Consider the following 24,585-nt stretch of genomic DNA (forward strand, 5'->3'; position numbering starts at 1 on the left):
GGCGGCGGGCGATCGCCGCTCGATCGAGCGCGCGGCCGAGGAAAACCTCCCCAGGAGGCGGGCGAAACTGGGTAGGCTTACGGGGGCGCTGTCGCGTACGGCGCGATCTGTCTGGAGGAGCCGCGATGACTTTCCCCGCCTTGCCCTGGATGTCCCGCCACCTCGCGCACGCCGGCGCTGCGCGACGCGGGCTCTTGCCGCTGATCGCGGGCCTGCTCACGCTCGTGGCGCTCGCGCCCCGGCCGGCGAGCGCGACGCTGTGGGACACGGACAATGACGAGGTCGCGAACGGCGTCGACAACTGCCCTGGGGTCAGCAACCGGAGCCAGTACGACGGCGATGGCGATGGTCAGGGCGACGCTTGCGACGATGACGATGACAACGACGGCACCCCGGATGACACGGATCTCGACGACGACGGCGATGGGATAGCGGACACCGCAGACAAGTGTCCGACGATTCCCACGCCCCTGGCCGCGGATCCGGACTTCGACGACGATGGCGATGGCGTCCCGGATGTCTGCGACAACTGCGATGGAGATCGCAACGAGGATCAGCTCGACAGCGATCGCGACGGGCGGGGGAACATCTGCGAGACCGACAACGACGCGGATGGCGACACCGACTTCAACGACAACTGCCTCAACGTCTCGAACGCCAACCAGGCCAATGCCGATGGCGACAACTACGGCGACGCCTGCGACAACTGCCCCACTGCACACAACAACGATCAGCGGGACAGGGACAACGATGGCGTTGGAGACGACTGCGACAACTGCGCAAACGCGCCGAACACCGATCAGCGCAACCCTGACGGCGACCTCTTCGGCGACGTCTGCGACAACTGTCCTGGGACGGCCAACAACAACCAGGCGGACACCGACGGCGATACGATCGGCAACGCCTGCGACAACTGCCAGAACCGCGCGAACGAGAACCAGGCGGACGGCGATGGCGACGGGGACGGTGACACGTGCGACAACTGCCCTGGCACGCCCAACAGCGGTCAGGAAGACGCGGATAGCGATGGGGTCGGCGACGCCTGCGACAACTGCCTGAGCCGCGCGAACGCGGACCAGGCGAACGGGGACAGCGACGCGTTCGGCAACGCGTGCGACAACTGCCCTGCCACGTCGCACCCCAGCCAGTCGGACAGCGACCTCGATGGGGTGGGCGACGCGTGCGACAACTGCGCGGACCGCGCGAATGATCAGCAGAACGAGGACGGCGACGCCTTCGGAAACGCGTGCGACCTCTGCCCGTACGTCGCGACCCTGACCCAGGTCGACACCGACGGCGACGGCTTCGGCGACGATTGCGACAACTGCCCGCGCCTCATCACCGCGAACCAGGCCGACGGCGACGGAGACCGCGTCGGCAATGCTTGCGACAACTGCCCCGAGGTCGCCAACACGACCCAGGTCGACAGCGACGGCGACGGCCTCGGCAACGCCTGCGACAACTGCGCCAGCGTCGCCAACGCCGGCCAGATCGACGATGACCACGATGGGGTCGGCAACGTCTGCGACAATTGCCCCTCGACGCCGAACGGGCCGAACGACACGAACGACCAGGGCGACAGCGACGGGGACCAGAGAGGCGACTCCTGCGACAACTGCCCGGACGTGGCTAACGCGAACCAGACGAACACCGACGCCGCCACCGGCGACACGCAGGGCGACGCGTGCGACGACGACGACGACGCCGACGGCGTGCTCGACGCCGCCGACAACTGCCCGACCGAGCCGAACACGAGCCAGCGCAACACGGACCGGAACCTGCCCGGCGGCGACACGCTGGGCGACGCGTGCGACAACGACGACGACGCCGACGGCGTGCCCGACGCAACCGACAACTGTCCGCTCCAGCGCAACCTGGATCAGACGAACACGGACGAGGACCTGACCGACGGCGACGGGTTCGGCGACGCCTGCGATGACGACGACGACGCCGACGGCGTGCCCGACGTGAACGACAACTGCATCACGACGCCGAACAGCGCCCAGGCCAACACGGATCTGAACCTTGCAAGCGGCGATGCGCTGGGCGACGCGTGCGACGATGACGACGACGCCGACGGCGTGCTCGACGCCGCCGACAACTGCCAGTTCGCGCCGAACAGCACGCAGATCAACACCGACCAGAGCCTCGCGGGCGGCGACGCGCAGGGCGACGCGTGCGACAACGACGACGACGCTGACGGGGTGCCGGACGGCGGCGACAACTGCCGCACCACGCCGAACCCGGGGCAGGAGAACAACCCGAAGACCGGGCCCGAAGACGCGCTCGGTGACGCGTGCGACGACGACGACGACAACGACCGCGTCCTCGACGCAGATGACAACTGCGGATACGACATCAACACCAACCAGCTCGATACCGACGGCGATGGCGACGGGGACGTCTGCGACGACGACGACGACAACGACCTCCTCACGGATGCGGAGGAGGCGGCGCTCCGGACCGACCCGACCAGCGTCGACTCCGACGGCGACACGATCGGCGACTTCGAGGAGGTGTTGAACCGCGACAATCCCGCCGATCCGGCCAACAACACCGACGGTGACGCGTTCATCGACGCCGTGGACCGCTACAGCGACGGCGACGGGGTGCTCGACTCCGAAGAGGCCGGGGATGCTCTGCTGAATACGCCGGCGATCGACACAGACGGCGATGGGACCCCGGACTACCGGGACACCGACTCGGACGACGATGGCGTGCTCGACGGCGACGACAACTGCCGCCTCATGGAGAACCCGCCGCCCGCGCCGGGCGAGCCGCAGGTGGACACCGATGGCGACGGCAAGGGCGACGTGTGCGACGGCGACTCGGACAACGACGGCACGCTCGACGTCGACGACAACTGCCCGAGCCTGGCGAACGCCGGGCAGCAAGACGCCGACGGCGACGGGACCGGCGACGCGTGCGATCCAGACGGCGATCCGGACGCCGACGGGGTGACGAACGAGGACGACAACTGCGATTTCGCGGCGAACCCGCCGCCTGCGCCGGGCGAGCCGCAGGCCGACATCGACGGCGACGGCCTCGGCGATCCCTGCGATGACGACGCCGACGGCGACTCGATACCTGACGCGGACGACAATTGCCCGCAGATCGTGAATGCCGATCAGGCGGACGCCGACGGCGACCGCCACGGCGACATCTGCGACAACTGCCCGAGCCTGGCGAACGCCGGGCAGGAAGACGCGAACGGCGATGATCTCGGCGATGCCTGCGATCCCGACGGCGACGGGGTGGTGACCGACGCCGACAACTGCCCCAGCGTGGCGAACCCCGAGCAGACCGACACCGACGAGGACGGCCAGGGTGACGCCTGCGAGCCGCCGGATCCGACCGGCAGCGGCGGCGGCGGAGGGGCCGGCGGGACGGGCGGCGCTGGCGGCATGGGCGGCGCCGGCGGTGAGGCCGCGACGACGACCGCGACCAGCGGCGGCGCGGCGTCGCCGGATTTCCAAGGCGGCTGCGACTGCCGCATGGGACGTGGGCCGATGCCCCGGGAGGCGTGGGGCATGCTGCTGATCCTCGCCGCCGTGCTCCGGCGGCGAGGCCGGCTGCAACCGCGACGGGCGGCATGATTCCACGCCGCGGAAACTGGGCTCTGACGATCACCTGAGAGCGACACCCGGCGAGCGCGGCGGCTCCTCGTCGGCGCAGCCGTCCGATACCGTCAATCTTGGATAGCGAGGTGCAGATTCGTGTGATACGGGCTCAGCCGCCAGGCAGGCGAGCGAGGCGCACGAAAGTACGCCGCAGCGAGCCGAACGGCGCGGACGAGCCCGCGGCGCACGGAGATGCGCCCCGCCATAACGGAGCTTCAAGGAGGACCCTCATGCAGGCATCTCGGTGGATCGCGGTGTGGATGGCGATGGGCGCGCTCGTCATCGCCGGTACGGGCGCGGGATGCGGAGCTGACGACGCCACGGGGGAGGCGACGACCTCGAGCTCGACGACCACCACCACGGGTGAGGGCAGCACGAGCAACACAGGAACGGGCGGCGCTGGCGGCGAAGGAGCGGGCGGCGCTGGTGGCGCGGGAACGGGCGGCTCAGGCGGCGCGGGAACGGGCGGCGCCGGCGGGACGGGAACGGGCGGCGAGGGCGCCGGCGGTTCAGGCGGCGCGGGAGCAGGCGGCTCCGGCGGCGCTGGCGGCACGTCGGGCGAGAGCTTCAATTTCACCCTCCGCGGCACCGGTTACGTTCCCGCCTACACCGCTGGTGACATGGTCTACGTGGCCGTCGTCGCTGCCGGCGATGCCGCGCCGGCCCTGAGCGCGTCGGACGCGATCGAGGCCGACGGCACGTTCAGCGTGACGGGGCAGATACCCGGCGACAAGGCGTACAAGATGCACTGGTACGTGGACCTTTCGCAGAATGGGACTTGCGACGCGGCCCCCACGGATCACGTCTGGACACAGGACATCCCCACCGTCACGGCGGATATCATGCGCAGCGTCGTTCCCAACAGCGCCTTCGGCGACTGTCCGTGACGCGCCGCGCTCGGCCATTCCATAGCCGTTGATCGTCCCTGGCGCGGCGCGCCCTCCGCGCACCGTCGCCCTGTGGTCAGAGTCGTGGCCACGTCGAACGCGGCGCGGGCGGGTCGCAGGCCGCCTCCTGGACCTCGCCCAGGATCGCCGCGGCCAGGGAAGAAATGCGGATGTTGCCCCCCGCCACGCGCCCCCGCTATCGTGCCCGGCCGATGAGGCATTCCTCCGTCGCAGCGGTCGCGTCCACGGCCGTCCTCATGACGCTCGCCGGCGCCTCGCGCGGTCAATCCACCGGCGGGTTCTCCCTCGACCGGTTCGAGCCGGCGCCCGCTGGAGACGCCTTCTTCGGCGTGCCTTCTCCGGCCGCTCCCGGCCACCTCGCGCCGCGCGCCTACGTGATGCTCGATTACGCTCACCGCCCCATCCACACCAGCGGTGAGACCCCCGTCGACCTCGTCTCTTCGCAGACGTTCCTCCGCCTCGACGCCTCGCTCGCGCTCTGGGACCGCCTCCTGCTCTCGATCGACGCGCCCCTCGCCGTCGCGCAAGGGGGCGACGACCCGGGCATCCCCGGCGTCGAGTTCACCGAGCTGACGGCGCCCGAGCTCGGCGACCTGCGCTTCGGCGCGCGCGTCCGCCTGCTCGGGGAAGACGCAGGCCCGTTCCAGCTCGGGATCGGCGGATACCTGTTCGCGCCCACCGGCGCGCCGGCGCAGTACACCGGCGACGCGGAGGCCCGCGGCGCCGTCCACGCGAGCGTCGGCGGGCGCGTCGGCTCGGCGAGCTCGTCGCTCGGGTTCCTGTGGAGCGCGAGCGGCGGCGTCGAGCTCGGAGGCGGCCGCAACCGGCCGCAGCTGTTCACGTTCGGCGGCGCCGCCGGGCTCCTGATCGCCGACGATCTCCTCCAGCTCGGCGCCGAGGCGTACGGCGGCGCGCCGCTCGGCAACGAGCTCCTGCTCTCCAGCACGCCGGTGCAGCGCGACGAGGCGGGCGTCAACGCCGAGCTGCTCTTCGGCGCCAAGCTGCGCGTCCTCGACGGCCTCACGTTCGGCGCCGCGGTCGGCCCGGGCCTGACGAACGCCATCGGCACACCGCCGGTCCGCGCCGTCGGCATGGTCGGCTGGACGCCGCTCCCGAAGCCGGCCCCGGATCGCGCCCAGGCCGCCGCCGTCGCGGGCGACAGGGACGACGACGGCATCAACGACGAGATCGACGCGTGCCCCGACGTGAAGGGCGATCCTTCGCCCGATCGCGCGAAGGACGGATGTCCTCCGGCCGATCGCGACGGGGACACGGTGCTCGACATCGACGACGCGTGCCCGAGCACCCCGGGCGCCCGCAGCGCCGACGCCACGGAGAACGGCTGCCCCGAGGACTCGGACGACGACGGCTTCCACGACGGCATCGACGCCTGCCCCAGCGTGCGCGGCGGGGCGAGCGACGACCCGAAGAAGGTCGGCTGCCCTGGCGACGCGGACGGCGACGGCATCGCCGACGCCTCGGACGCCTGCCCCAAGGCCAAGGGGCCGGCGAACCGGGACCCGAAGCAGAACGGCTGCCCGGACGATCCGGATGGCGACGGCGTGCGCGGCGCCGCGGACGCCTGCCCGAACGAGCGGGGGCCCTCCGACCCCGATCCACGACAGAACGGCTGCCCCAGGTTCGTTCGCGTCAACGCCGACGAGATCAAGACGTCCAAGCCGGTCCAGTTCGTCGTCTACGGCAAGTCGCGCGCCGAGACGGTCGATCCCATCTCCGACGAGGTCCTGTACGAGGTGCGCGACACCATCCAGCAGAACCCGGACATCGAGCTCGTCGAGGTGCAAGGCCACACCGACGACAACGGGACCGAGGAGTACAACCTCCGCCTGTCGCAGCAGCGCGCGGACGCGGTCCTCTCGTGGCTCGTGGCCGCCGGGGTTCCGAGGGAGAAGCTCGTCGCCAAGGGCTACGGCTTCGAGCAGCCGGTCGGGGACAACCGCGTCAAGACAGGGCGCCAGAAGAACCGCCGTGTGCAGTTCGTGATCGTCAAGCGCAAGGGAAAGCCCTAGCGAGCAAGCGCCGACGTCGCGGCGCAACACGCTCGACCACGAGCGACACAACGCCCAAGACACCACAAATCCCGACAGACGCCCAGACGCGCGGACGCCGATACCTCGCAGTCCAGGGCGATCGCGGCGCCGCGGCACGTCATGCTGCGCCGCGCCCGCATGCGCCTCCGCCGCCGCCCGACCCCTGGCCGTGACCGTTCCCTGACGGCCGTGGACAGGCGAGTGTGTCACCTTATCGAATGCTCCATACGGTGGCGATCTCAGATATCCATCTTTGCGAGCTCGAGCCGGGTGACGGCCTGTGGATGCGCTACCGTCAGGCTCCTTACTCCCCCGACAGCGAGGTCGCGGCGATGCTGGACGCGCTCCGGGACGAGATGAGGCAGGGCGCGGCGCGCGGCGCGGGGCGCGATGAGCTCACGCTCGTGCTCAACGGCGATGTGTTCGACTTCGATGCGCCGCGCGTGATCGACCAGCAGAGCGTCTTTCACGATCTCCCCCGCAGCGCGGAGCACGCGGTGCCGGCGATGGCGGCGATCCTCGCGGACCACCCGGTGTTCATCGAGGCGCTCGGTCGCGTCGTCGCGGACGGGCACACCGTCGTGTTCATCTCCGGCAACCACGACGTCCAGCTCACGTTGCCCGAGGTGCGCGACCTGGTCCGGGCCCGCGTCGTCGATGCGGCGCTCGCCGCGCTGGGCGACGCGCCGCTCTCCAGCGCCCCGCACGCGCGCGCGGCGCTGGGCGCGCGCGTCGTGTTTCGCGCGTGGTTCCACAAGACGCCCGACGGCATCATCGTGGAGCACGGCAACCAGTACGACGCGTATTGCAGCTACCGCTACCCGATGGTCCCGTTCGGGCGTAAACCGGGCGAGATCCAGCCCACCATGGGCTCGCTCGTGTGCCGGCTGCTCGTGTCGCGCATGGGCTACTTCAACCCGCACGTGGACGCCTCGTTCATGCTGTCCGCGTTCGGGTACCTCGCGCACTGGGCGCGTTACTACATGTTCTCCAGCCGCTCGCTCGCGGGGGCGTGGGCGCTCGGCGCGCTCCGCACGCTCGTCGAGCTCGTGCGTCGGCGCGAGCCGGAGCGGCGCGCTCGCCTGCGCGAGAGCCTCGCCGCCGCGGCGCAGGAGACGGGCGCCCCGCTCCGCGCCGTGGCCCGTCACGCCCGCCTGTTCGCACCCCCGGCGGAGGATCGGCTGGGGCTCGTCGCGCGCGAGCTGTGGCTCGACCGGGCCGCGCTGGCGCTGCTCGCGGTCGCGGTGGCGCTCGTGTGGCTGGTGCTCGCTCCGCTCTGGCTCGCGCCGGGGGCGCTCGTCGCGCCGGCGGCGCTCATCGTCTACGAGCGCCTCGTGCCGAAGCTCCCGCTCGACGCGACGTGGCAGCGCGTCAGTCGCGCCGCGCGCCACGTCGCCCGCGCCCATCGCGCCAGAGCGGTCGTCTTCGGCCACACGCACACGCCCGAGGGCACCTGGGAGGGCGGGCTGTTCTTCGGCAACACCGGCTCGTGGTCCGCGGCCTTCGAGGACGTGGCCTGCACCAAGCCGGTCTTCGCCGCGCGTCCCCTGGTCTGGCTGAGGTCCGAGCCGGGGGCGGGCAGCGCCGCGCGCCTCTCGGGAGGCCTCGTGACCTGGAAGAACGGCCGCTTCGAGGCCCTCACGGCCAGCGTCCCGCCCCCCGCCGGGCAGCGCAGCGAGCTGCACGGCGCCCATCCGCCTCTCCAGTCGCCAGCGACCGCGGCGCTGCGCACGTGACGCGCGTCACGCGCGTCACGTACGTACCCGAGCAGGCCGGCGCTCTTCACTCGAATTGGGCTCCTTCCTGACTTGCGCGAGGCGCCCCGCCGCTGGATGCTCCCGTCACGACACGCGTCCCGCTGACGAGGAAGCTCTGTGAACCCCCCGCTCCACATCGAAGCCGCCGGTGACAGCCACGTCGGCCACCAGCGCGAGCACAACGAGGACAGCTTCGCGGTCGATCTGGATCTCGGCCTCTTCGTCGTCGCGGACGGCATCGGCGGCGCCGCCGGTGGGGAGGTCGCGTCGCGGATGGCGGTCGACATCGTGCGCTCCTTCTGCAAGGACGGCGAGGGCGAGATCACCCAGCCGACGGGGTACGACGAGGTGACGCCCCTCGAGCTGCGCCTGGTCTCGTCCATCTGGCGCGCCAACGAGCGCATCTTCGAGGTCGGGCAGCGCGACCCGCTCTGCTACGGCATGGGGACGACGTTCGCGGGCGTCTACGTCGACGGGAGCTCGGCGTGCATCGCGCACGTCGGCGACAGCCGGGTCTACCGTTACCGAAGGCGCCGGCTCGAGCGGCTCACCGAGGATCACTCGCTCTGGAACGAGCACCTGAACACCGGCGAGCAGCTGCCTGACGATGTGGATCCGCTGCTCGCCCGCAACGTCGTGACGCGCGCGCTCGGGATGGGCAAGACGGTCGACGTGGCCACGCGCGTCGAGCGGCCCGAGGCCGGAGACCTCCTGCTGATCTGCTCGGACGGGCTCTCGGGCCCGGTCCCCGAGCTGGAGATCGCCGAGCTGCTCGCGCAGGAGAGCGACCTCGCCGCGACGGCGCGGTCCCTCATCGACCGCGCCAACGAGCACGGCGGCCCCGACAACGTCACGTGCGTGCTCGTGCGGTGGAACGCCGGCGGCTGACGCGGCCGAGCGCGCCGCGCCTCGGCGCACGAGGACGCGCCCCGCTCTACGGGAGCGTCTTGATCCGGAGCAGATCGGCGGACCTCGTCATGTCGCTGGCGAGCGTGCCCGGGGTCGCGTCGTCGCTCTCGTGCTCCACGAGCGAGAACAGCTTCCCGAACGGCGTCGCGAGCTGCTCGTCGGTCGGCTCCGCCTCGCTCCACCCCTCCGGAAGCGGTGGCAGCGCGTCGCCTTCGATCGCGTCGTACGCGCTCGACAGCCGCTCGAAGCCGTCGCGCACCGCCTCGTCGACCTCCGCGCCTTCGGCGCCCTTGGTCAGGATCCACGGCTGGAAGGCCTCGTAGGTCGCCACGCCGGCCGCGACGTTCGCGCGCATGTCGGCGAGCGTGTACTGGGCGTAGCGGGACTCCTCCTCTCCGGTCGCCGCCTTGCTGGTCTTCTCCACCTGCTCGGCGATGGAGGCGATGACCCCGCGGTAGGCGGACGGCGCGTCGAGCGCGAGCGAGCCGAAATCCGATCGCATCTTCGCCGCGTCGGCCGCGAGGCGCGCGCAGAGCTCGTCCTTGAACGACGCGGCCTCGGCCTCGGTGGCAGGGAAGGCAGCCTCGCTGTAGTTATCGAGCTCAGACTCGAAGGCGAGGACGGGCTCCGGGATCGCGTCGGCCCAGAGGATGCGCTCGACGGCGTGTACGCCGGTCACGCCCACTCCATCAAAGAGGTTGTCGTCGGCCTGCTCCTCGATGAACGCGTCGTAGCGGGCATCCGTCGAGTAGTCGAGATCCGGAAAGACGACCGCGATGGCTCCTTCGACGCTCTCGTAGGCTTGCCGTGCCTTCTTCCACTCGGCCTTCATGGCATCGACGGCCTCCTTGTCGCTCGTCGCGCTCCACCCGTCGGCGTCCGGCGCGGGCGCGGCGGCCTGGAGCGCGGCCGTGGCGGCGGCGAACTCGTCGATGTTGTCCTGGATGAAGGCCTTCACGTCGAGCACTGCCTGCTGCTCGTACTCCGCGTCGGTGAGCAGCGTCTCGTTGTCGCTTCCGCACGCAGGAAGCGAGAGGGCGGCGGCGGCGATGGCCAGACCGGACCGCAGGCGGGCGGGGATGTGCATGATGTTCGAGCTCCTTGTCACCGCTCGCGTGGGGCGAGCGCGCGATGTGGACGGGTGCGTGTGCGTCTCGGTGGACGTCGATCAGAGCGAGCGCACGAAGTCGATGAGCGCCCCGCGATCCTCGTAGGAGAGCGCGCGGAACGCGGCGACCGAAGCGGCGGCCTCCGAGCCGGGGCCGTCGTGGAGCAAGATGGCCTGCTCGATGGTCCTGGCGCGGCCGTCGTGGAGATACGAGGTGCTGTGGCGCACGCCGATGAGCGGCGCCGTCCGCCAGGCGACGGAGCTGGCCGACTCGTCGGCCAGCCCGTCGGCGAGATCAGGGCCGAGGTCGTGCAGGAGGAAATCCGTGTAGACCGGAGCGTCGATGTCCGCGAGCTGCGCGATCGGGTAGTCGGCGCGCGTCCTCAGCGAGGGGACATGGCAGGCGGCGCAGTCGGCCTCGGCGAAGAGCTCCTGGCCGCGCGCGTCGGCGGGCGCGCGCCTCGGGATCTCGAGCAAGCGCATGTAGTCGGCGACGGCGTTCACCGTGTCGAGCACCACGTCCTCGCCCGGCTTGGCGTCGTCCGTGAGCCCGTCGGGGTTCGGCAGCTCGTCCGGCCGGAGCGGCGAGGTGATGCCCATGTCGCCCTGGTAGGCGTCGGCCGTGAAGTCGTCGAGCGTGGCGACCCGCGCCTTGAACCCGAAGCGGCCGATGAGGTTCTCGTCGCCCTCGACGAAGGCGTAGAACGACTCGTCCCCGCTCTTCTTCGAGTGGAACACCACGCGGTTGATGCGCCCGCGGATGGCGTCGCCGCGCGCGGCCTGCTCGGCCGCGACCCGCTCGATCTCGGCGTCGTCGACCGCCTCCATGTAGCCGCGCCCGAACACCGGCGGGCCGAGGCGCTTCGAGACCTTGATCGTCGCCTCGGCCTCGGGCTGCGAGAGCGTCGTCGCCCCCCCGACGGCGTAGGGCCGCAACGTGTGTCCGTAGGGGAGCCCCCCCTGATCCGCCGCCGGCGTCACGCCGTCGTCCTCGACGAGCGCCATCTTCTGGACCGCGCCCGGGCCGCGCGCGGCGCCGTCGTGACAGCCGGCGCACGCCGCCCGGATGTAGAGCGGCCCGAGGCCATCGCGCTCGCGAAAGACGAAATCGAAGAGCGCGTCGCCGTCCTTGAACCGAGCTACCTGCTCGGCAGAAGCGTCGTGCAGCGGGATGTCGGTGAGGTCATCACCGATCAGCGTGATGCCAGCCAGAGGATCGTCGGGAGCGGACTCCGAGCCGCAACCCACATTGAAGACCAGCGGGAGCGCAAGAAACAGGGCAAATCGTGACATGTCGTCGACCGGAACCGTAGCCGTAAATGAAAGTCAGCGTCAATAACCCCCGGCGGCGCGCTCGCTGGGCTGGTGTGCCGGATCGCGCGCGGGCGGATCCCACCTCCTTGCGAAGCGTGGCGGAGGCTCGGGCGTTACACTGCGCGAGCCGGCGCGGACGGGCTCACGCTGGAGGACAGCGGATGAAGCAGCGAGATGACGAGCGGCGCGCGGCCTCGAAGGCCCTCCGGGACGGACTGCGGGAGATCGAGCGGAACGAGGAGCGCCGCGCGGCTCACGAGGAGCTCAGCGCCGGCTGGCTCCGGTACATGGGCCCCGGCTACGGCAACGACATCTGCTCGATGTGCGGCGCGCTCCTCGACAGGGGAACGGCCTACATGCACTGCGCGCCCTGCCTGGCGACGCGCGGCATCGACGAGCAGGCGCTGCGCGGCGTGTGCGCGCAGGCGATGGCGGAGGACTGGCCGTTCCAGGATCGCCGGCTCGACGGCGGGCGCTGGGCGCGCGCGCTGATCGCGTTCTGGCGGAATCACGTCGATCCGATCGAGTCGAAGGCGATCCCGTACCGGAACAACACGCTCGAGTCTTCCTTCTACTACATGAAGCGACGCCTCACCGAGGCGGGGGTCGCGGACATCTGGACGGTGCCTGACGAGAGCCAGCGTGGGCTCGATCCTGCGATGGTCGTACGGGCCCGGGGCGGCGCGCTGGCGATCGGCGTCACCACCCAGCGGCGCATCGCGACGGCCGACGAGGGCACGCGCAGCGCGCACATCGCGCTGTTCGACGAGTTCCTCCGCCTCGCGGGCGCGCGGGAGGGCTTCCTGGTGGTCGAGAAGCTGAGTCGACGCGCGCGGCGCGACACGCCCGTTCGGGAGATCGTGGTGACCACCGCCGAGGGACGGCGCGTGACGCAGCTCCGCTGCATGCAGGAGGATCGGAGCTGGCCCGCGCCCGCGGCGCCGGCGTAGAGCGGGGCGCTGTCGCGGCGCGGACCTCACGCCGCGCTACTGCCGGAACCGCTGCTCGATATCGTAGATCTCCGCCGCCACGCCGTCGGCTCCGTCATGGGTTCGGCTGGCCCCGCGCCCTCCGATCCCGGCCTCACCCAGCTCGATGGTCGTGTTCGTGAGCGAGGGCTCGATGCCCGCGTACGCGATGGCGATCGCGTGGCCGCCGAGCCCGCCGCCGCCCCGGCCGCCCTGACCGCCCCGGCCACCGCGACCGCCAGGGCAGGCGGCATTCAGCCCCGTGGCCTCGCCTCGGGTCCCGGCTGCCCCGTGGTCGCCGCCCTCGCCGCCCGGCTGGCCCTCGCCCCCGTCGCCGCCATTGCCGCCGCGGCCGGTCTTCAGGACCACGTCGTTCAAGTCGATGGACGCGCTCCCCACGAAGAGGGCGATGCTCACCCCGCCGGCGCCTCCGCCGCGGCCGCCGAGCCCCCCGCACCCGCCCGCGCCCCCGGCGCCTCCGCCAGCGCCGGCCGCAGAGGCCTCGAAAGGACACATCTGCGCGCCGGTGCCGCCCTTCGCACCGCCGCCTCCTCCGCCGCCCTGGCCCCGCGTGCCCGGCGTCCCGTCGCCAGCGAGCGGGCCAGTGTACCCATTCAGGAACAGATCGCCGAAGCCCGTCGCACCGGCGCCCGGACTCCCGTCCACCCCGTCCGCGCCCTCCTGCCCCGCGGTGCAGCGCTGGGTGCTGGTCTCACCCTTGCCGCCGTTCATCCCATCGCTCGGAAACCCGCTGCTTCCATCCCCCCCGGACTCCAGGCCACCCGTCCCTCCCGTGCCGCCGCGCGAGTCGTCCGACCGATCGTCGGGGGTACCGCAGGTGTTGTTCACGGGGAGCCCGCCGGTGACCGTCGTGGCCGAGCACGCGGCGTTGCCGAAGTTGCCGGTCATCCCTTTCTCGGCAGCGCCGTCCACGAACGCCCCGCCGCTCGCCCCCGGCGCCCCGTCGCCCGCCTCGAGGATGCACCGCGTGAAATGGACAGGGACCCCGGAGCTGTTCGCGGCGATCGCCGATCGGCCTGCCAGCTCGGTGTGGGTCACCGGGATCGAGCGCGCGCTCACGTGGAGATCCTCGATCACCGCCGCGCCTTCGCCGTTGTCGAACGAGAGCGGCGTCTCGCCTTCGGGAGCGGTGAGCGTGGTCTTCTTCTTGTCGCCTATCCAGCGCCAGCGGTCGTCGCAATCGAGCCCGCCGAAGAGCTTGTGTCCCCCGGGCACGATCACCGCTTCATCGAACGTCTGGGCGCAGAGATAGATGCGCCTTCCCTTGTCCGGGGAGAGCTGCAACGCCTCCGAGATCGTCCTCACGGGCGCCCTCTGGATCCCCGCGTTGCCGTCGTTCCCCAGGGTGCTCGAGACCCACACCCCGCACGTCGGGGGGACCGGATCGTGCTTGCTCGGAGTGCAGTCCTCGTCGGACAGCTCGTCTCCGATGATCCCGACGACGTTTGACTCGTGAAAGCAGCCGCTCAACGCCATCGCGACCGGAATGAACCCCACTACCCATGCATCAACCTTGAATCGAATCCTCATACTATTCCTATTCCGGTCAGCCCTGCGCGTTTTCCAAGCAAAGCGACCTGCGCGTGCCGACCGGCGCGAGCGCCGCGCCGGCCCCGCGCCTGCCGGCGCTGGCGTGCCGGCCCAGTTGCCCATCGCCGGGTGTTCCGTGCGAACATCGGCCCATGAGCGCGAACCTGAGGGATCTCGTGCGCGAGCTGATCGAGGCCGGCGGCGGCGAGCCGATCGAAGGCGGCCGCTTCCTGCCGCTCGTCACGCTGGAGTCCGGCGCCCGGGTGGGGCTGGACGGCTCGGGCGCCTGGGTCTTCGCGCCCGAAGGCGGCGGGGCGCCTCAGGCCATCGCGCCGGAGGGCGGGCGGGCCTTCTTCGAGGTGCTGGAGACGAAGCGGGACGACTTCGACGCGAGCATCGAGGCGGCGGCGAAGGCCGCGGGCCTGCCCCCCGAGGAGGTGGCCTTCTCGTTCCCCGCGGCCGACGTCGTCCGCGCGGTGCTCACGAGAGGCTTGCCGAGCATGACGCGGCTCGCGCTCTCGTGGCTCCGGTTGACGGAGGTCCGCGCGCTCCGCGCCGAGATCATGGCCGTCTCGCGCGACCCGACGATGCCCGTGCCCGTCCGGGACCTGGCGGAGCGGCTCACGGTCCCCGCGTGAGCCCGCGCCGCGCCCCCGCCCGGAGGCGGGGCGGCGCGGGGAGGGAGGTCAGACGGTCGCGAACGCGTCGGCCGGGATGTCGAGCGCGGACGAGTCCTCGCGCCCGAGGATCTCGGCGGAGAACTTCGCGTGCGGCAGCACGTTGGCCGCGAAGTAGAGGGCAGCGTGCTTCTTGCCCTCGTAGAAGGCGCGGTCCTTCGCGCCGGCGTCGCCGGCCTGGAGGCCCTCCATCGCCTTGAGCGCGATGACCGCGCCGTCGAGCAGGAGCCAGCCGATCGCGAGCTCGCTCATCATCTCGAGGAAGCGGTTCGCCGCGAGCGGCACCATCGGCATCTTGCCCAGCTGGAACCACGAGAGCAGCCGCATCGCGGTGCCGGCGACGGCCTCGTGCGCCTCGCGGAGCTCCTTGATGCTCGCGGCGAGGACGGGGTGCTTCTCGTTGGCCTTCACGAACTCGGCCACGTCGTTCAGGAAGGCCTGCAGGTTGACCCCGCCGCCCTGGCCGAGCTTGCGCCCGACGAGGTCCATCGCCTGGATGTGGTTCGTGCCCTCGTAGATCGAGAAGACCTTCGCGTCGCGGCAGTACTGCTCGACGGGGTAATCCTTCGTGTACCCGGCGCCGCCGAAGGTCTGGATCGCCGTCTCGCAGACGCGGAACGCCTGGTCGGACGAGTAGGCCTTCACGAGCGGCACGAGCAGGTCGACCTGGCCCTGGTTGTAGGCCGCCGCGCGGTCGTCCTTGCCCTGGTAGACGGCGACCGCGTCCTGGTGGCGCGCGAGCTTGATGATGAGCGCGCGGATGCCCTCCACGCGGCTCTTCATGTCGAGCAGCATCCGCCGCACGTCCGGGTGATCGATGACCGGCACGCGCGGCGCCGTCGCGTCCTTCCACTGGAGGATCGACGAGCCCTGCTTGCGATCCTTCGCGTACTCGAGCGCGTTCAGGTACGCCGAGGACGCGACCGAGACGCCCTGCAGGCCGACGGAGATGCGCGCGCCGTTCATCATCCGGAACATCTGCGGCATGCCCTGGTGCTCGACGGTGCCGACGAGCTCCCCGAGGCAGGCGTCGCTCTCGCCGAAGTTGAGCACGCACGTCGACGACCCGTTGATGCCCATCTTGTGCTCGATGTTGCCGACGACGACGTCGTTCGGCCCGCCGAGCGAGCCGTCGTCGTTCACCCGGAACTTGGGCACGACGAAGAGGCTGAGCCCCTTCGTGCCGGGGGGCGCGCCCTCGACGCGGGCGAGCACGAGGTGCACCACGTTCTCGGTGAGGTCCTGATCGCCGCCGGAGATGAAGATCTTCGTGCCGCGGATGAGGTACTTGCCGTCCTTCTGCTTCACCGCGTTCGTCCGCGACGAGCCGACGTCCGACCCGGCCTGGGGCTCGGTCAGGCACATCGTCCCGCTCCACTGCCCGCCGTACATCCGCTTCAAGAAGAGGTCGCGCTGCCTCGGCGTCCCGAAGTGCTCGATCACCTCGGCCGCGCCGTACGTCAGCCCGGGGTACATGTTGAGCGCCGCGTTCGCGCCGCAGAGGAACTCCTCCACCACCGTGTAGAGCGTGAAGGGACCGCCCTGACCGTCGTAGGTGGGCGAGACCGAGACCGACTTCCACCCGGCCTCATACAGCTTGTCCCACGCGTCCTTGAACCCCGGCGGGGTCTTGACCTGCCCCCCCTCGATGCGACAGCCGACCCGATCGCCGACCGCGTTGAGCGGGCCGAAGACATCGCACGCGAACTTGTACGCCTCGTCGACGACCATCCCGACCTCGTCGCGCCCCCAGGCGTCGTAGGGCGCGCTGCCGAGCAGCTCGTCCAGGCGGAATTGCTCGAAGAGGAGGAAGCGGATCTCGCGGAGGTCGGCCTTGTAGCGGTTCTGGTGGGTTTGAGCGTTCGACATGGGAGACCTCCTCGTTGCCGCGGCAGGGAGGCGCTGGCAGCCGGTTCCCTTCCCGGTCTTCCGCGCAGCTGCGGCACAGTTCTGCATTCGCCTAGCATGTCGCCGCGGCGCGTCAACAACCGTCCGCAACATGTGAAGAATCTCGTGGAGATCCGTGAAGATCGGGGCATCCGAGGCGGGTCCTCGGCGGGGCTCCCGCGCCGGGATCCACGGCGTTGAACTGGCGAGCGGCGCAGCGTAGGCTCGCTCGCGATCGACCATGTCCGACCCGGCTTACATCACGCCCAGCGGGGCCAGGAGGCTGTCCGAAGAGCTCGGGCGGCTCCGCTCCGTGGAGCGGCCCCGCATCGTCCAGGAGGTCGCCGACGCGGCGGCGCAGGGCGACCGCTCCGAGAACGCCGAGTACATCTACGGCAAGAAGAAGCTGCGCGAGATCGACCGGCGGATGCACTACCTGACCAAGCGGCTGGAGAAGGCCGTCGTGGTCGATCCGGCCGAGCAGCGCGGCGACAAGGTCTTCTTCGGCGCGACGGTCGAGATCGAGGACGAGGACGGCGCGCGCCGCACGTACCAGATCGTGGGCGAGGACGAGATCGACAGCGCCGCAGGGCGCATCAGCTGGCGCTCTCCGGTCGGTCGGTCGCTCCTCGGCAAGCGCGCGGGGGACGTGATCACGGTCCGCCGCCCGGCGGGCGAGGCGGAGATGGAGCTCATCTCGGTGCGTTACGGCTGAGCGCCGCGCTGGCGCCAGGGCCGGAGAAGGAGACGGGAATCGGCATGAGGATCTTGCACACGATGCTTCGGGTCGGCGATCTCGAGCGCTCGATCGGCTTCTACAGGGACGTGCTCGGGATGCAGCTCCTGTCGCGGCAGGACTACCCCGAGGGCAAGTTCACGCTCTGCTTCCTCGGCTACGGGAAGAACCCCGAGCACGCCGAGCTCGAGCTCACGCACAACTGGGGCGTGGACAGATACGAGCTCGGCACAGCGTACGGGCACATCGCGCTCGGGGTCGACGACATCCGCGGGGCCTGCGACCGCATCCGGGCGGCGGGCGGGAAGATCACGCGCGAACCGGGCCCGATGAAGCACGGCAAGACCGTGATCGCGTTCGTCGAGGATCCGGACGGCTACAAGGTCGAGCTCATCGAGGAGTCGAGCCGGAGCCGGTAGCCGGAACCGGGACGTCGAGGCCGGCAGATCGAGGTCGGCGAGGCGCGTCGAGGCAGGGGAGGTCGCGGAGCAGCCGGAGGCCCAGAGGAGCCTCCGCGCTGCCCGCGCCTTGCCTCTGCTGTGCGCTCGCCTGCGGGCTCGCTTCGAGCCCGCGAGGCGCGGGTGATCAGGCGCCCGCGACCGGCGCGGCGTCGTTCGCCGGCTCGGGGGACGAGAGCTCGCCGCCCTCTGCCGCGGACGCCTCCTCGTCGGGCGCCTTGGCCGGCGCCTCGGACGAGGCGCTGCTCGCGGCCGCGGCGGCCTTCTCGGCGTTCGGGCGCCGGCCGCGCGGCTTCTGCAGCAGCGACGGGGCGAGGTCGCCGTCGCCGCCCTCGTGCCAGCGCAGGTACGCGACGGCGCGGCGGCACTCCTCGTACGCCTTCGCGACCAGCGAGATCGCGCGGGCGCGGCGATCGCCGGCGTCGGTGATCTTCGGCGCCGCGGACGAGCCCTTGCCGGGCTTCGCGGCGAGCGCGGCGAGGAGGCGCACGCCGAGATCCGCGGCGCGCTCGAGCTCCTCGTCCTCGACCGCCGTCTTGGCGCGGACCTTGTCCCAGGAGCCGCGGAAGAGCTCGGCCAGGGCGATGAGATCGCTCGCGAGATCTGCGTGCCCCTTGCCCTTGCGGATGTCGGCGACGCGCTGCTTGTCGAGCAGGTTCCTGTGACCGAGCGCCTCGGCGGCGACGAGGAGCGCCTCGCGCAGCGTGCCGGCGTCTTCGGTGAGCTTCTTCGCGTCGAGCTCGCTCGCGGGCGTGCTGTAGAGAAGATCGGCGTACCAGGCCGCGAGGGCGTAATCCTCGAGCTCGTCCAGCATCGCGATCGGATGGTTCGGGAGATCCCGGACGATCTCGTCGCGGATCTCGCGCAGGTGGGGCAGGGCGGAGAGCACGGAGCTCACGGCCCTGGGGACCTCGACGTAGACGGTCACGAGATCGTCGGGGCCGAGCTCGAGGAGCTTCGGCTCAACGCGGCCGTACGCAGCGAGCGCGGCGGCCGGCGAGGACGGGAGAACGGGAGCAGGTGCTGCTTTCGGGGGTCTCGCCATACAGGTGTCTCCAGCGGAGGGCGCGCACACTGCCAGACAGAAGCGCGAAGGGAAAGGGGGACCGCGCGATTGCCGCCGGAGGCTCGGCCGGAGGGCGCCCTGGCGCGAACAGACTCTCCGGCCGGGCGCGCTGTGCTCTGGTAGATTGCGGCGCGAGGACTCACGACATCATGTACGCGATTGCGATCATTCGTTACAGGCGACCGCTCGACGAGGTGCTCCCGGCCGTCGACGCCCACCGCGCCTATCTGAAGGGGCTCATCGAGCAGGGACTGCTGCTCGTGTCAGGGCCGCTCGATCCCCGCTTCGGCGGCGCGCTCCTGCTCCGGGTGCCCGACGAGGCGGCCGCGGCGACGCTGGATCAAATCCGGGACGGCGATCCCTTCACGGCGAAGGGGCTGGCGCAGTACGAGCTCCTGCCCTGGGCGCCGGTGTTCGGAAAGGAGGAGCTCGACAGGGTGTTCGCCCCGAAGCCCTGACGGGAGCGCCCCGCCGTTCATCGCGCCGACGCCGTCCGCGCCGAGAACCGCGCCGCGCGCTACGGCGTGTCGAACGAGAGCACGCCCGAGTCGTCCGTCCTGTAGCGCCCGCCCGGCGTGATGCGGATCGCGAGCTCCGGCTCCCGGGAGACGACGGCCACGTCGTAGCCGGCCTTCGGCAGGAGACCGGTGATCACGTGCCGGCGCGTCGCGCGAGGCACCTGATAGGACAGCGGCCCCGAGCTCGCTCGCGGTTCCGAGCGCAGATCCGAGCGGAAGAGGACGACCGTGCCTGCCACGAGCGCGCCGTCGAAGCCGGAGCCCTGCGCGCTGTCGATCCGCGTCGCCGCATCCATCGCCGCGCCCGCGTCCGCGCCTTGCAGCACGTGCAGGAAGCGGACGTCCGTCGGAGCGGTCTGGTCCTCCACGACGAGGCGGTGGGTCGTCGGCTCCATCGCCGCCGGCTTGTCGACGTTCTCGACCGGCACGGCCGCCATGCGGGCGCTCCGCGGCAAGAGGCTCTGGATGAACAGCGTCTGCCCCCGCGGGGTCACGGCGCTCGCCGTCCGGCCGGCGATCCGCGGCGCCGAGGTGGTCATCAGGTTGAACCGCTTGAACCGGCCGGCGGTGCGCGACGTCGCGCGGTCGTAGACGACCACGTGATCCGGCTGCAGCCAGACGACCGACCGGCTCGCATGGACGATGTCGCGTGCGGCGTCCGTGGGCGTCCAGACGTTCTCGCGGGTGTTGTACAGATCCGTCGCTATCCCCTCGGCGAACACGTAGCCGGCGCCGCGGGTCATGCGCGTGATCGGATCGCCGGCGGCGCGCCCCTCGCGCCACTGGCCCCCTCGCGCGACGATCTCCTTCTCGAACCAGCGCATATTCGACGGCTTGTCGTTCTGCAGGGAGAGGGTGTTGTGGTAGTCGGTCGTGGCCCCGATCAGGTTGTTCGAGTAACTCGTGTGCTCCTTCGTCAGCCACTCTCCCTTCCGGTAGAGCTCGATCTGATTGCAATCGCCGATCTGGTGGTTGATGGTCACCCAGCCGCACCGCCAGGTGAACCACGTCGCGCCCGCCGTCCAGTCCGAGCGCGCGCGGAGGGAGCCGCGTCCCTGCGCCCGCTCGAAGAAGGCGGTGGGCATCGCCGGGCGAGGATCCGCCGGGAGCGGCGCGGCCGGGTCGAAGAGCATGAAGCTCAGGATCGCCCGGCTCGGGGCGGGCGATCCCCAGATCTTGGACGTGCGCACGTAGAGCTCGGGCGCGCCGCCCGCGATCGTGTTGGCCACGATCCAGCGCGACCTCTGCAAGCGCGCGGTGTTGCCCGTGAGCTGGTCGTAGACGCCCAGCGAGCCGAACAGCTCCGCGAAGCGCGGCTCGACCCAGACCTGCAGCGCGTCGCCGTAATTCGCCATCTCGTAGACCGGCCCGAGGTCGCGCCTCGACGGGTACGTGACCGGGCCCGGCGCGATCGAGTGCAGGAACCCGTCCGTGAAGCGGTCCCAGGTTCCGCTGCGCAGAAGCCCGATCTGAGGCCCTGACTGGGCCTGGGTGCCGTAGCCGGCCGTATAGAGCCCGAGCAGCGCGTGGTGGAGGGTCGCGACGCCGCCGCCGTAGAGAAAGCCCTCCACGGGCAGGCCGCCGCTGGCCACGCCGAGCCCGTCGGACGGGACCCCGAGCTGCTTGGCCGCGGTCTCGGAGGCCTCGAAGACGGCAAAGGCCTGGTAGAGCCACGCGCCCGTCGCGTTCGCGCGATAGCTGCGCAGCGTGTTGCCGAGCGCCCCCGCCGGCGCGCTCGGATCGAGCGGCGGGTCGTCCGCGTCGTCCATCGAGAGCGACATCAGCGTGACCTGGCGCAGATGGCCGAGATAGAAGTTGTTCGCAGCCCACCTGAGCTGGAGCGGATCGCGGAGCAGCGCCGGATCGTTCATGACGCCGACGGGGTGGGGGTGCTCGTTGCCCGCCGTCGAGGCGTGGAGGTTGTCGTCAATCCACCTGAGGAAGACCTGCCGTATCTTGGCCTTGTCGCCGGCGGAGAGCACCGGACGGCCGCCGCTGTCGGTCGCGTCATAGATCCAATCGACCGTCAGCGGGAACCCTTCACCCCACCAGCGCGAGCGATCGCCGGTCGCGAACCCCGGGCGGCGGAAGGGCTGGCCGTCGGCTCTCCCCTTGCTCGCCTCCTCGATGGCAACCATCAATAGGTTGCGCGCCCTGACGGCGTGGGTGGGGCGGGCCGTGACGTCGGCGTCGATGAGCGACATGAACGCGAAAAACTCGGCATACGCCTCGGTCGGATACTGCTCGTAGGCGTTGGTGCCGCCGTCCGGCCACGTCGGGTTCGGCCGTCCATTCGGGTAGAACCGGCCTTCGTAAGCTGCGATCGCGCCCCGGAGCGCGGGCAACATGGCTTCCGTGTACATGCGGTTTCGGCTGTCCGCGGCCCACCCGCGCAGCCTCGGGAGGTGTTCGTTCGTGAGCCAGAGTCGCGGGTGACCGGTGACAGGCTGCGCGGCGGCGCGCACCGGCGCCCCGACAAGGCCCAGAGAGAGCGCCGCGGCGGTGAGGATGTGGTGAATCGGTCGCATGCTGGTTCTCGGTATCGCTGGGCGCGAACAGCCGCGCCGGCCAGCGTTGACCCACGCTGAACAGCACGCGTCGTGCCGAGTATTTGCGTGCGCGCCGCGCGCCGCGCGTCACGGGGAATGAGCGGTGTGCGTCCGCGTCACATGGCCAACATCGACGGCACCGCCGAGCGGCTCGCGCGTGGCGACCTCATCAACCCTCGGGCCGAGACGCGCGCTTCCTCCCTGTGCTGGACCGGCGGAGGACGGCGCCCATGCAAGCCGCGTCGGTGGTAATACTGCATACCATTCACCTGGTGAGGCGACGCCATCGCGGCCGGGGTGGCGCTCACGCTTCGTGGGGCAGCACGGTGGCGACGTCGAAATAGCGAGCGCAATCGAAATATCGAGCGGAGTGAGCCCTCGCCTCCGCGCCCGTCCGCGGCCCCGGAAGACTCGGACACCTCGGAACCTCGGACGACACGCGCATCGAGGATCGAGGGCACATGACGCGAATCCGCCACACCTCCGCGCGGATCTGTCGCTATACTGGGCGAAGATAGGAGCGCTCTGCAGCATGCCGACGCCAGACTCCTCCCAGTTCCTTGGCGATCCTCGGGTCCTGCGCGAGGGGAATCTCGTGAAGGGCACCCTGATCGGCTCCCGCGCCGAGGCCCTGCGGCAGAGCTATGGCGAGCGGGCCGTGGCGGATCTGAGCCGTCGGCTCTCGCCGCAGGCGGCCCGCTACCTCGACGATCCGCCGATGCCTCTGGCCTGGCACGACATGGCGCCGCTCCTCGAGATCGACTGCGCGCTCCTGCACGGGCTCTTCGGCGGCAGGATGGAGAAGATGCGCCTCCTCGGCGCGGAGATCGCCCGGAAGGACCTGACGACGACCTACAAGACGATGGCGGTGGTGGGCTCGCCGTCGGTGCTCTTCAAGCGCTTCGGCCTCATGTACAAGACCTACTTCAAGTACGGCGACTTCAGCGTGACGGCCACCGGCGACGCCGCGGGGAGGGCCACGCTCTCGGGCGGCGGCCTGCCGCTCTACATGTGCGGCCATGGCATCTCGGGCTGGGTCGAGGCGGGACTCGCGCTCCTCGGCAGCCGGCGCAGCGCGGTCGAGCACACGGCCTGCAGGCACCGCGGGGCGCCTCGGTGCACCTGGTCGATCTCGTGGTGATCCCCCCTTAGGCGGCGGCCCGCCCGTCGTCCCCGAACGCCGCCCGCGCGAGCAGCCGCTGCAGCGCCTCGGCGCTCTCCTCCCACGACGGCGGCGCCGCCTCGGCGAACGCGTCCTCGTCCCACGCTCGCGCGAGCGCCTCGCGGAGCGCCCGGCCGAGCGCCCCGGCGTCGCGCGACGGAACGAGAAGGCCGGTGCGCCCCGGCGTCACCACATCCGGGATGCCCCCGACGCGCGTGGCCACCACAGGACGCGCAGCCGCGAGCGCCTCGAGCACCACGTTCGGCGTTCCTTCCGCCCAGCTCGGAAGCGCCAGGAGATCCGTCGCGGCGAGGTGGCGGGCAACCGCGGCGAGCGGCCTCGCCCCGACCGCGATGATCCGGCCGCGCCCCTCGCTCAGATCGGCGGGCGCGCGCTCGCGATCGCGCTGCGCGGCGGCCTGCTCGACCGCAGCCCGCTCCGGACCGTCGCCGACGATCACGAGATGGACAGGCTCGCTTCCGTCGCGGCCGTCCCTGCCGAGCGCCTCGAACGCGCGCAGCAGCTCGTGGATCCCCTTCTCCCGGCTGACGTGCCCGACGAAGGTGACGATGCGCCCGCGCGCGGGGAGCCCGAGCTCGCGCCGGGCAGCGCGCCGGTCGGCAGGGTGGAAGAGCGCGCGGTCGACCCCGTTGCGGACGAGGACCGCGCGCTCCTTCGGCGCGCCGAGCGCCACGAGCGCCTCGACCATCGGCCGGCTCACGCCGATGGCGCATGCGGCGGACCGGAGCGCGCTGCCGACAAGCGGCCGCACCGAGCGCCAGCGCGCCACGACGTTCACGTCCGTGCCGTGGGCCTTCACCGCATAAGGGAGGCCGAGCATCCGGGCGAGCAGCGCCGCGGCGCAGGCGTCGGGGTAGAGCCACGCCCCCAGCACGACGTCGAACCGCCCCCGCAGCCGCGGGACGTACGGCAGGAGCCCCGCCAGGTAGAGCGGCGCGTTCACGGGCGCCAGCACCCGGCCCGCCCCGGGGAGGTACGGCGCGCGCGCGTGGACCACCGGGACGCCGTCGATCTCGTCGCGCGCGGGCACCGCCACCAGCCGGCCCGGGCGTGTGCGATCGCCCAGGAGCGATACGCCCGGGTGGTACGGGATCGCCGCGAGCACCTCCACGGCGCACCGGCGCGACAGCGCCGCGAGCTGCTGCCGCTGGAACGCGCACGACAGCGGCTCAACCCGGTTCGGAAAGATGCGTGTCACCCAGAGGACGCGCAGCGGCCTCGGCCCGGCCGCCTCCTTCATGCCCACGTTCACACCAGACTTCATGGTGTAATATTTGTTACATTCGATGGGTCCGCCCTCAGCGGGGCAGCGATGGACTTCGGGG

General features: G+C 71.2%; 18 protein-coding genes. 11 read left to right on the forward strand and 7 right to left on the reverse strand.

The window, feature by feature from the left end; genetic code table 11:
* Positions 1-125: 125 nt before the first annotated feature.
* From WME95_RS20215 to WME95_RS20235, 5 genes are all read left to right on the forward strand, one after another.
* Entirely contained in the window at positions 126-3,596 is a 3,471-nt protein-coding gene (locus WME95_RS20215; RefSeq protein WP_437909994.1) for a thrombospondin type 3 repeat-containing protein, read from the forward strand.
* Positions 3,597-3,850: 254 nt separating this feature from the next.
* Complete coding sequence (locus tag WME95_RS20220) at positions 3,851-4,507, forward strand: hypothetical protein (RefSeq protein WP_437909996.1); 657 nt, start codon at positions 3,851-3,853, stop codon at positions 4,505-4,507.
* A 212-nt stretch (positions 4,508-4,719) separates the two neighbouring features.
* On the forward strand, positions 4,720-6,558 hold the full coding sequence (locus WME95_RS20225) for an OmpA family protein (RefSeq protein ID WP_437909997.1): 1,839 nt from the start codon (positions 4,720-4,722) through the stop codon (positions 6,556-6,558).
* Between the two features lie 251 nt (positions 6,559-6,809).
* On the forward strand, positions 6,810-8,315 hold the full coding sequence (locus tag WME95_RS20230) for a hypothetical protein (RefSeq protein ID WP_437909999.1): 1,506 nt from the start codon (positions 6,810-6,812) through the stop codon (positions 8,313-8,315).
* Positions 8,316-8,453: 138 nt separating this feature from the next.
* Positions 8,454-9,224 carry a PP2C family protein-serine/threonine phosphatase gene (locus tag WME95_RS20235; RefSeq protein WP_437553864.1) on the forward strand — a complete coding sequence of 257 codons (771 nt, stop codon included), beginning with the start codon at positions 8,454-8,456 and terminating at the stop codon, positions 9,222-9,224.
* 46 nt (positions 9,225-9,270) lie between these two features.
* On the opposite strand, the gene WME95_RS20240 is transcribed toward WME95_RS20235, so the two are convergent.
* Positions 9,271-10,332: an EfeM/EfeO family lipoprotein gene (locus WME95_RS20240; protein ID WP_437910000.1), complete on the reverse strand. Its 1,062-nt coding sequence runs from the start codon at positions 10,330-10,332 to the stop codon at positions 9,271-9,273.
* 81 nt (positions 10,333-10,413) lie between these two features.
* Positions 10,414-11,646: a di-heme oxidoredictase family protein gene (locus WME95_RS20245; RefSeq protein WP_437910001.1), complete on the reverse strand. Its 1,233-nt coding sequence runs from the start codon at positions 11,644-11,646 to the stop codon at positions 10,414-10,416.
* Between the two features lie 182 nt (positions 11,647-11,828).
* Between WME95_RS20245 and WME95_RS20250 the strand changes: the two genes are divergently transcribed.
* Complete coding sequence (locus WME95_RS20250) at positions 11,829-12,617, forward strand: hypothetical protein (RefSeq protein WP_437910002.1); 789 nt, start codon at positions 11,829-11,831, stop codon at positions 12,615-12,617.
* Positions 12,618-12,653: 36 nt separating this feature from the next.
* Here WME95_RS20250 and WME95_RS20255 read toward each other — a convergent pair whose 3' ends face one another.
* Positions 12,654-14,186, reverse strand: a complete 1,533-nt coding sequence (locus tag WME95_RS20255; protein ID WP_437910003.1) for a PGRS family protein — start codon at positions 14,184-14,186, stop codon at positions 12,654-12,656.
* A gap of 152 nt (positions 14,187-14,338) precedes the next feature.
* On the opposite strand from WME95_RS20255, the gene WME95_RS20260 reads away from it, so the two are divergent.
* On the forward strand, positions 14,339-14,824 hold the full coding sequence (locus tag WME95_RS20260; protein WP_437910004.1) for a hypothetical protein: 486 nt from the start codon (positions 14,339-14,341) through the stop codon (positions 14,822-14,824).
* Between the two features lie 48 nt (positions 14,825-14,872).
* Here WME95_RS20260 and WME95_RS20265 read toward each other — a convergent pair whose 3' ends face one another.
* Positions 14,873-16,732 carry an acyl-CoA dehydrogenase gene (locus WME95_RS20265; protein ID WP_437910005.1) on the reverse strand — a complete coding sequence of 620 codons (1,860 nt, stop codon included), beginning with the start codon at positions 16,730-16,732 and terminating at the stop codon, positions 14,873-14,875.
* Positions 16,733-16,991: 259 nt separating this feature from the next.
* On the opposite strand from WME95_RS20265, the gene greB reads away from it, so the two are divergent.
* Positions 16,992-17,465 carry a transcription elongation factor GreB gene (gene greB, locus WME95_RS20270; RefSeq protein WP_437553877.1) on the forward strand — a complete coding sequence of 158 codons (474 nt, stop codon included), beginning with the start codon at positions 16,992-16,994 and terminating at the stop codon, positions 17,463-17,465.
* 44 nt (positions 17,466-17,509) lie between these two features.
* Positions 17,510-17,905, forward strand: coding sequence for a lactoylglutathione lyase (gloA, locus tag WME95_RS20275; RefSeq protein WP_437910006.1), 396 nt, complete (start codon positions 17,510-17,512; stop codon positions 17,903-17,905).
* Positions 17,906-18,071: 166 nt separating this feature from the next.
* On the opposite strand, the gene WME95_RS20280 is transcribed toward gloA, so the two are convergent.
* On the reverse strand, positions 18,072-18,989 hold the full coding sequence (locus WME95_RS20280) for a hypothetical protein (RefSeq protein ID WP_437553881.1): 918 nt from the start codon (positions 18,987-18,989) through the stop codon (positions 18,072-18,074).
* Positions 18,990-19,159: 170 nt separating this feature from the next.
* Here WME95_RS20280 and WME95_RS20285 point away from each other — a divergent pair, with 170 nt between their 5' ends.
* A complete protein-coding gene (locus WME95_RS20285) occupies positions 19,160-19,468 on the forward strand; it encodes a YciI family protein (protein ID WP_437910007.1) in 309 nt (102 codons plus the stop codon).
* A 59-nt stretch (positions 19,469-19,527) separates the two neighbouring features.
* On the opposite strand, the gene WME95_RS20290 is transcribed toward WME95_RS20285, so the two are convergent.
* The gene (locus WME95_RS20290; protein WP_437910008.1) at positions 19,528-22,056 is read right to left on the reverse strand and encodes a hypothetical protein; all 2,529 of its coding nucleotides are present in this window, start codon (positions 22,054-22,056) and stop codon (positions 19,528-19,530) included.
* A 553-nt stretch (positions 22,057-22,609) separates the two neighbouring features.
* Between WME95_RS20290 and WME95_RS20295 the strand changes: the two genes are divergently transcribed.
* Positions 22,610-23,218 carry a hypothetical protein gene (locus tag WME95_RS20295; RefSeq protein WP_437553886.1) on the forward strand — a complete coding sequence of 203 codons (609 nt, stop codon included), beginning with the start codon at positions 22,610-22,612 and terminating at the stop codon, positions 23,216-23,218.
* A 7-nt stretch (positions 23,219-23,225) separates the two neighbouring features.
* Here WME95_RS20295 and WME95_RS20300 read toward each other — a convergent pair whose 3' ends face one another.
* Positions 23,226-24,524: a glycosyltransferase family 4 protein gene (locus WME95_RS20300; RefSeq protein WP_437910010.1), complete on the reverse strand. Its 1,299-nt coding sequence runs from the start codon at positions 24,522-24,524 to the stop codon at positions 23,226-23,228.
* Positions 24,525-24,585 lie beyond the last annotated feature (61 nt).

This window comes from Sorangium sp. So ce327 (assembly GCF_051530205.1).
Taxonomy (GTDB): domain Bacteria; phylum Myxococcota_A; class Polyangia; order Polyangiales; family Polyangiaceae; genus Sorangium; species Sorangium cellulosum_B.

Coding starts and splice junctions, on each gene's coding strand:
- WME95_RS20215 (WP_437909994.1), top strand. CDS start 126: ATGACTTTCCCCGCCTTGCCCTGGATGTCCCGCCACCTCGCGCACGCC.
- WME95_RS20220 (WP_437909996.1), top strand. CDS start 3,851: ATGCAGGCATCTCGGTGGATCGCGGTGTGGATGGCGATGGGCGCGCTC.
- WME95_RS20225 (WP_437909997.1), top strand. CDS start 4,720: ATGAGGCATTCCTCCGTCGCAGCGGTCGCGTCCACGGCCGTCCTCATG.
- WME95_RS20240 (WP_437910000.1), bottom strand. CDS start 10,332: ATGCACATCCCCGCCCGCCTGCGGTCCGGTCTGGCCATCGCCGCCGCC.
- WME95_RS20245 (WP_437910001.1), bottom strand. CDS start 11,646: ATGTCACGATTTGCCCTGTTTCTTGCGCTCCCGCTGGTCTTCAATGTG.
- WME95_RS20250 (WP_437910002.1), top strand. CDS start 11,829: ATGAAGCAGCGAGATGACGAGCGGCGCGCGGCCTCGAAGGCCCTCCGG.
- WME95_RS20255 (WP_437910003.1), bottom strand. CDS start 14,186: ATGAGGATTCGATTCAAGGTTGATGCATGGGTAGTGGGGTTCATTCCG.
- WME95_RS20260 (WP_437910004.1), top strand. CDS start 14,339: ATGAGCGCGAACCTGAGGGATCTCGTGCGCGAGCTGATCGAGGCCGGC.
- WME95_RS20265 (WP_437910005.1), bottom strand. CDS start 16,732: ATGTCGAACGCTCAAACCCACCAGAACCGCTACAAGGCCGACCTCCGC.
- greB (WP_437553877.1), top strand. CDS start 16,992: ATGTCCGACCCGGCTTACATCACGCCCAGCGGGGCCAGGAGGCTGTCC.
- gloA (WP_437910006.1), top strand. CDS start 17,510: ATGAGGATCTTGCACACGATGCTTCGGGTCGGCGATCTCGAGCGCTCG.
- WME95_RS20280 (WP_437553881.1), bottom strand. CDS start 18,989: ATGGCGAGACCCCCGAAAGCAGCACCTGCTCCCGTTCTCCCGTCCTCG.
- WME95_RS20285 (WP_437910007.1), top strand. CDS start 19,160: ATGTACGCGATTGCGATCATTCGTTACAGGCGACCGCTCGACGAGGTG.
- WME95_RS20290 (WP_437910008.1), bottom strand. CDS start 22,056: ATGCGACCGATTCACCACATCCTCACCGCCGCGGCGCTCTCTCTGGGC.
- WME95_RS20295 (WP_437553886.1), top strand. CDS start 22,610: ATGCCGACGCCAGACTCCTCCCAGTTCCTTGGCGATCCTCGGGTCCTG.
- WME95_RS20300 (WP_437910010.1), bottom strand. CDS start 24,524: ATGAAGTCTGGTGTGAACGTGGGCATGAAGGAGGCGGCCGGGCCGAGG.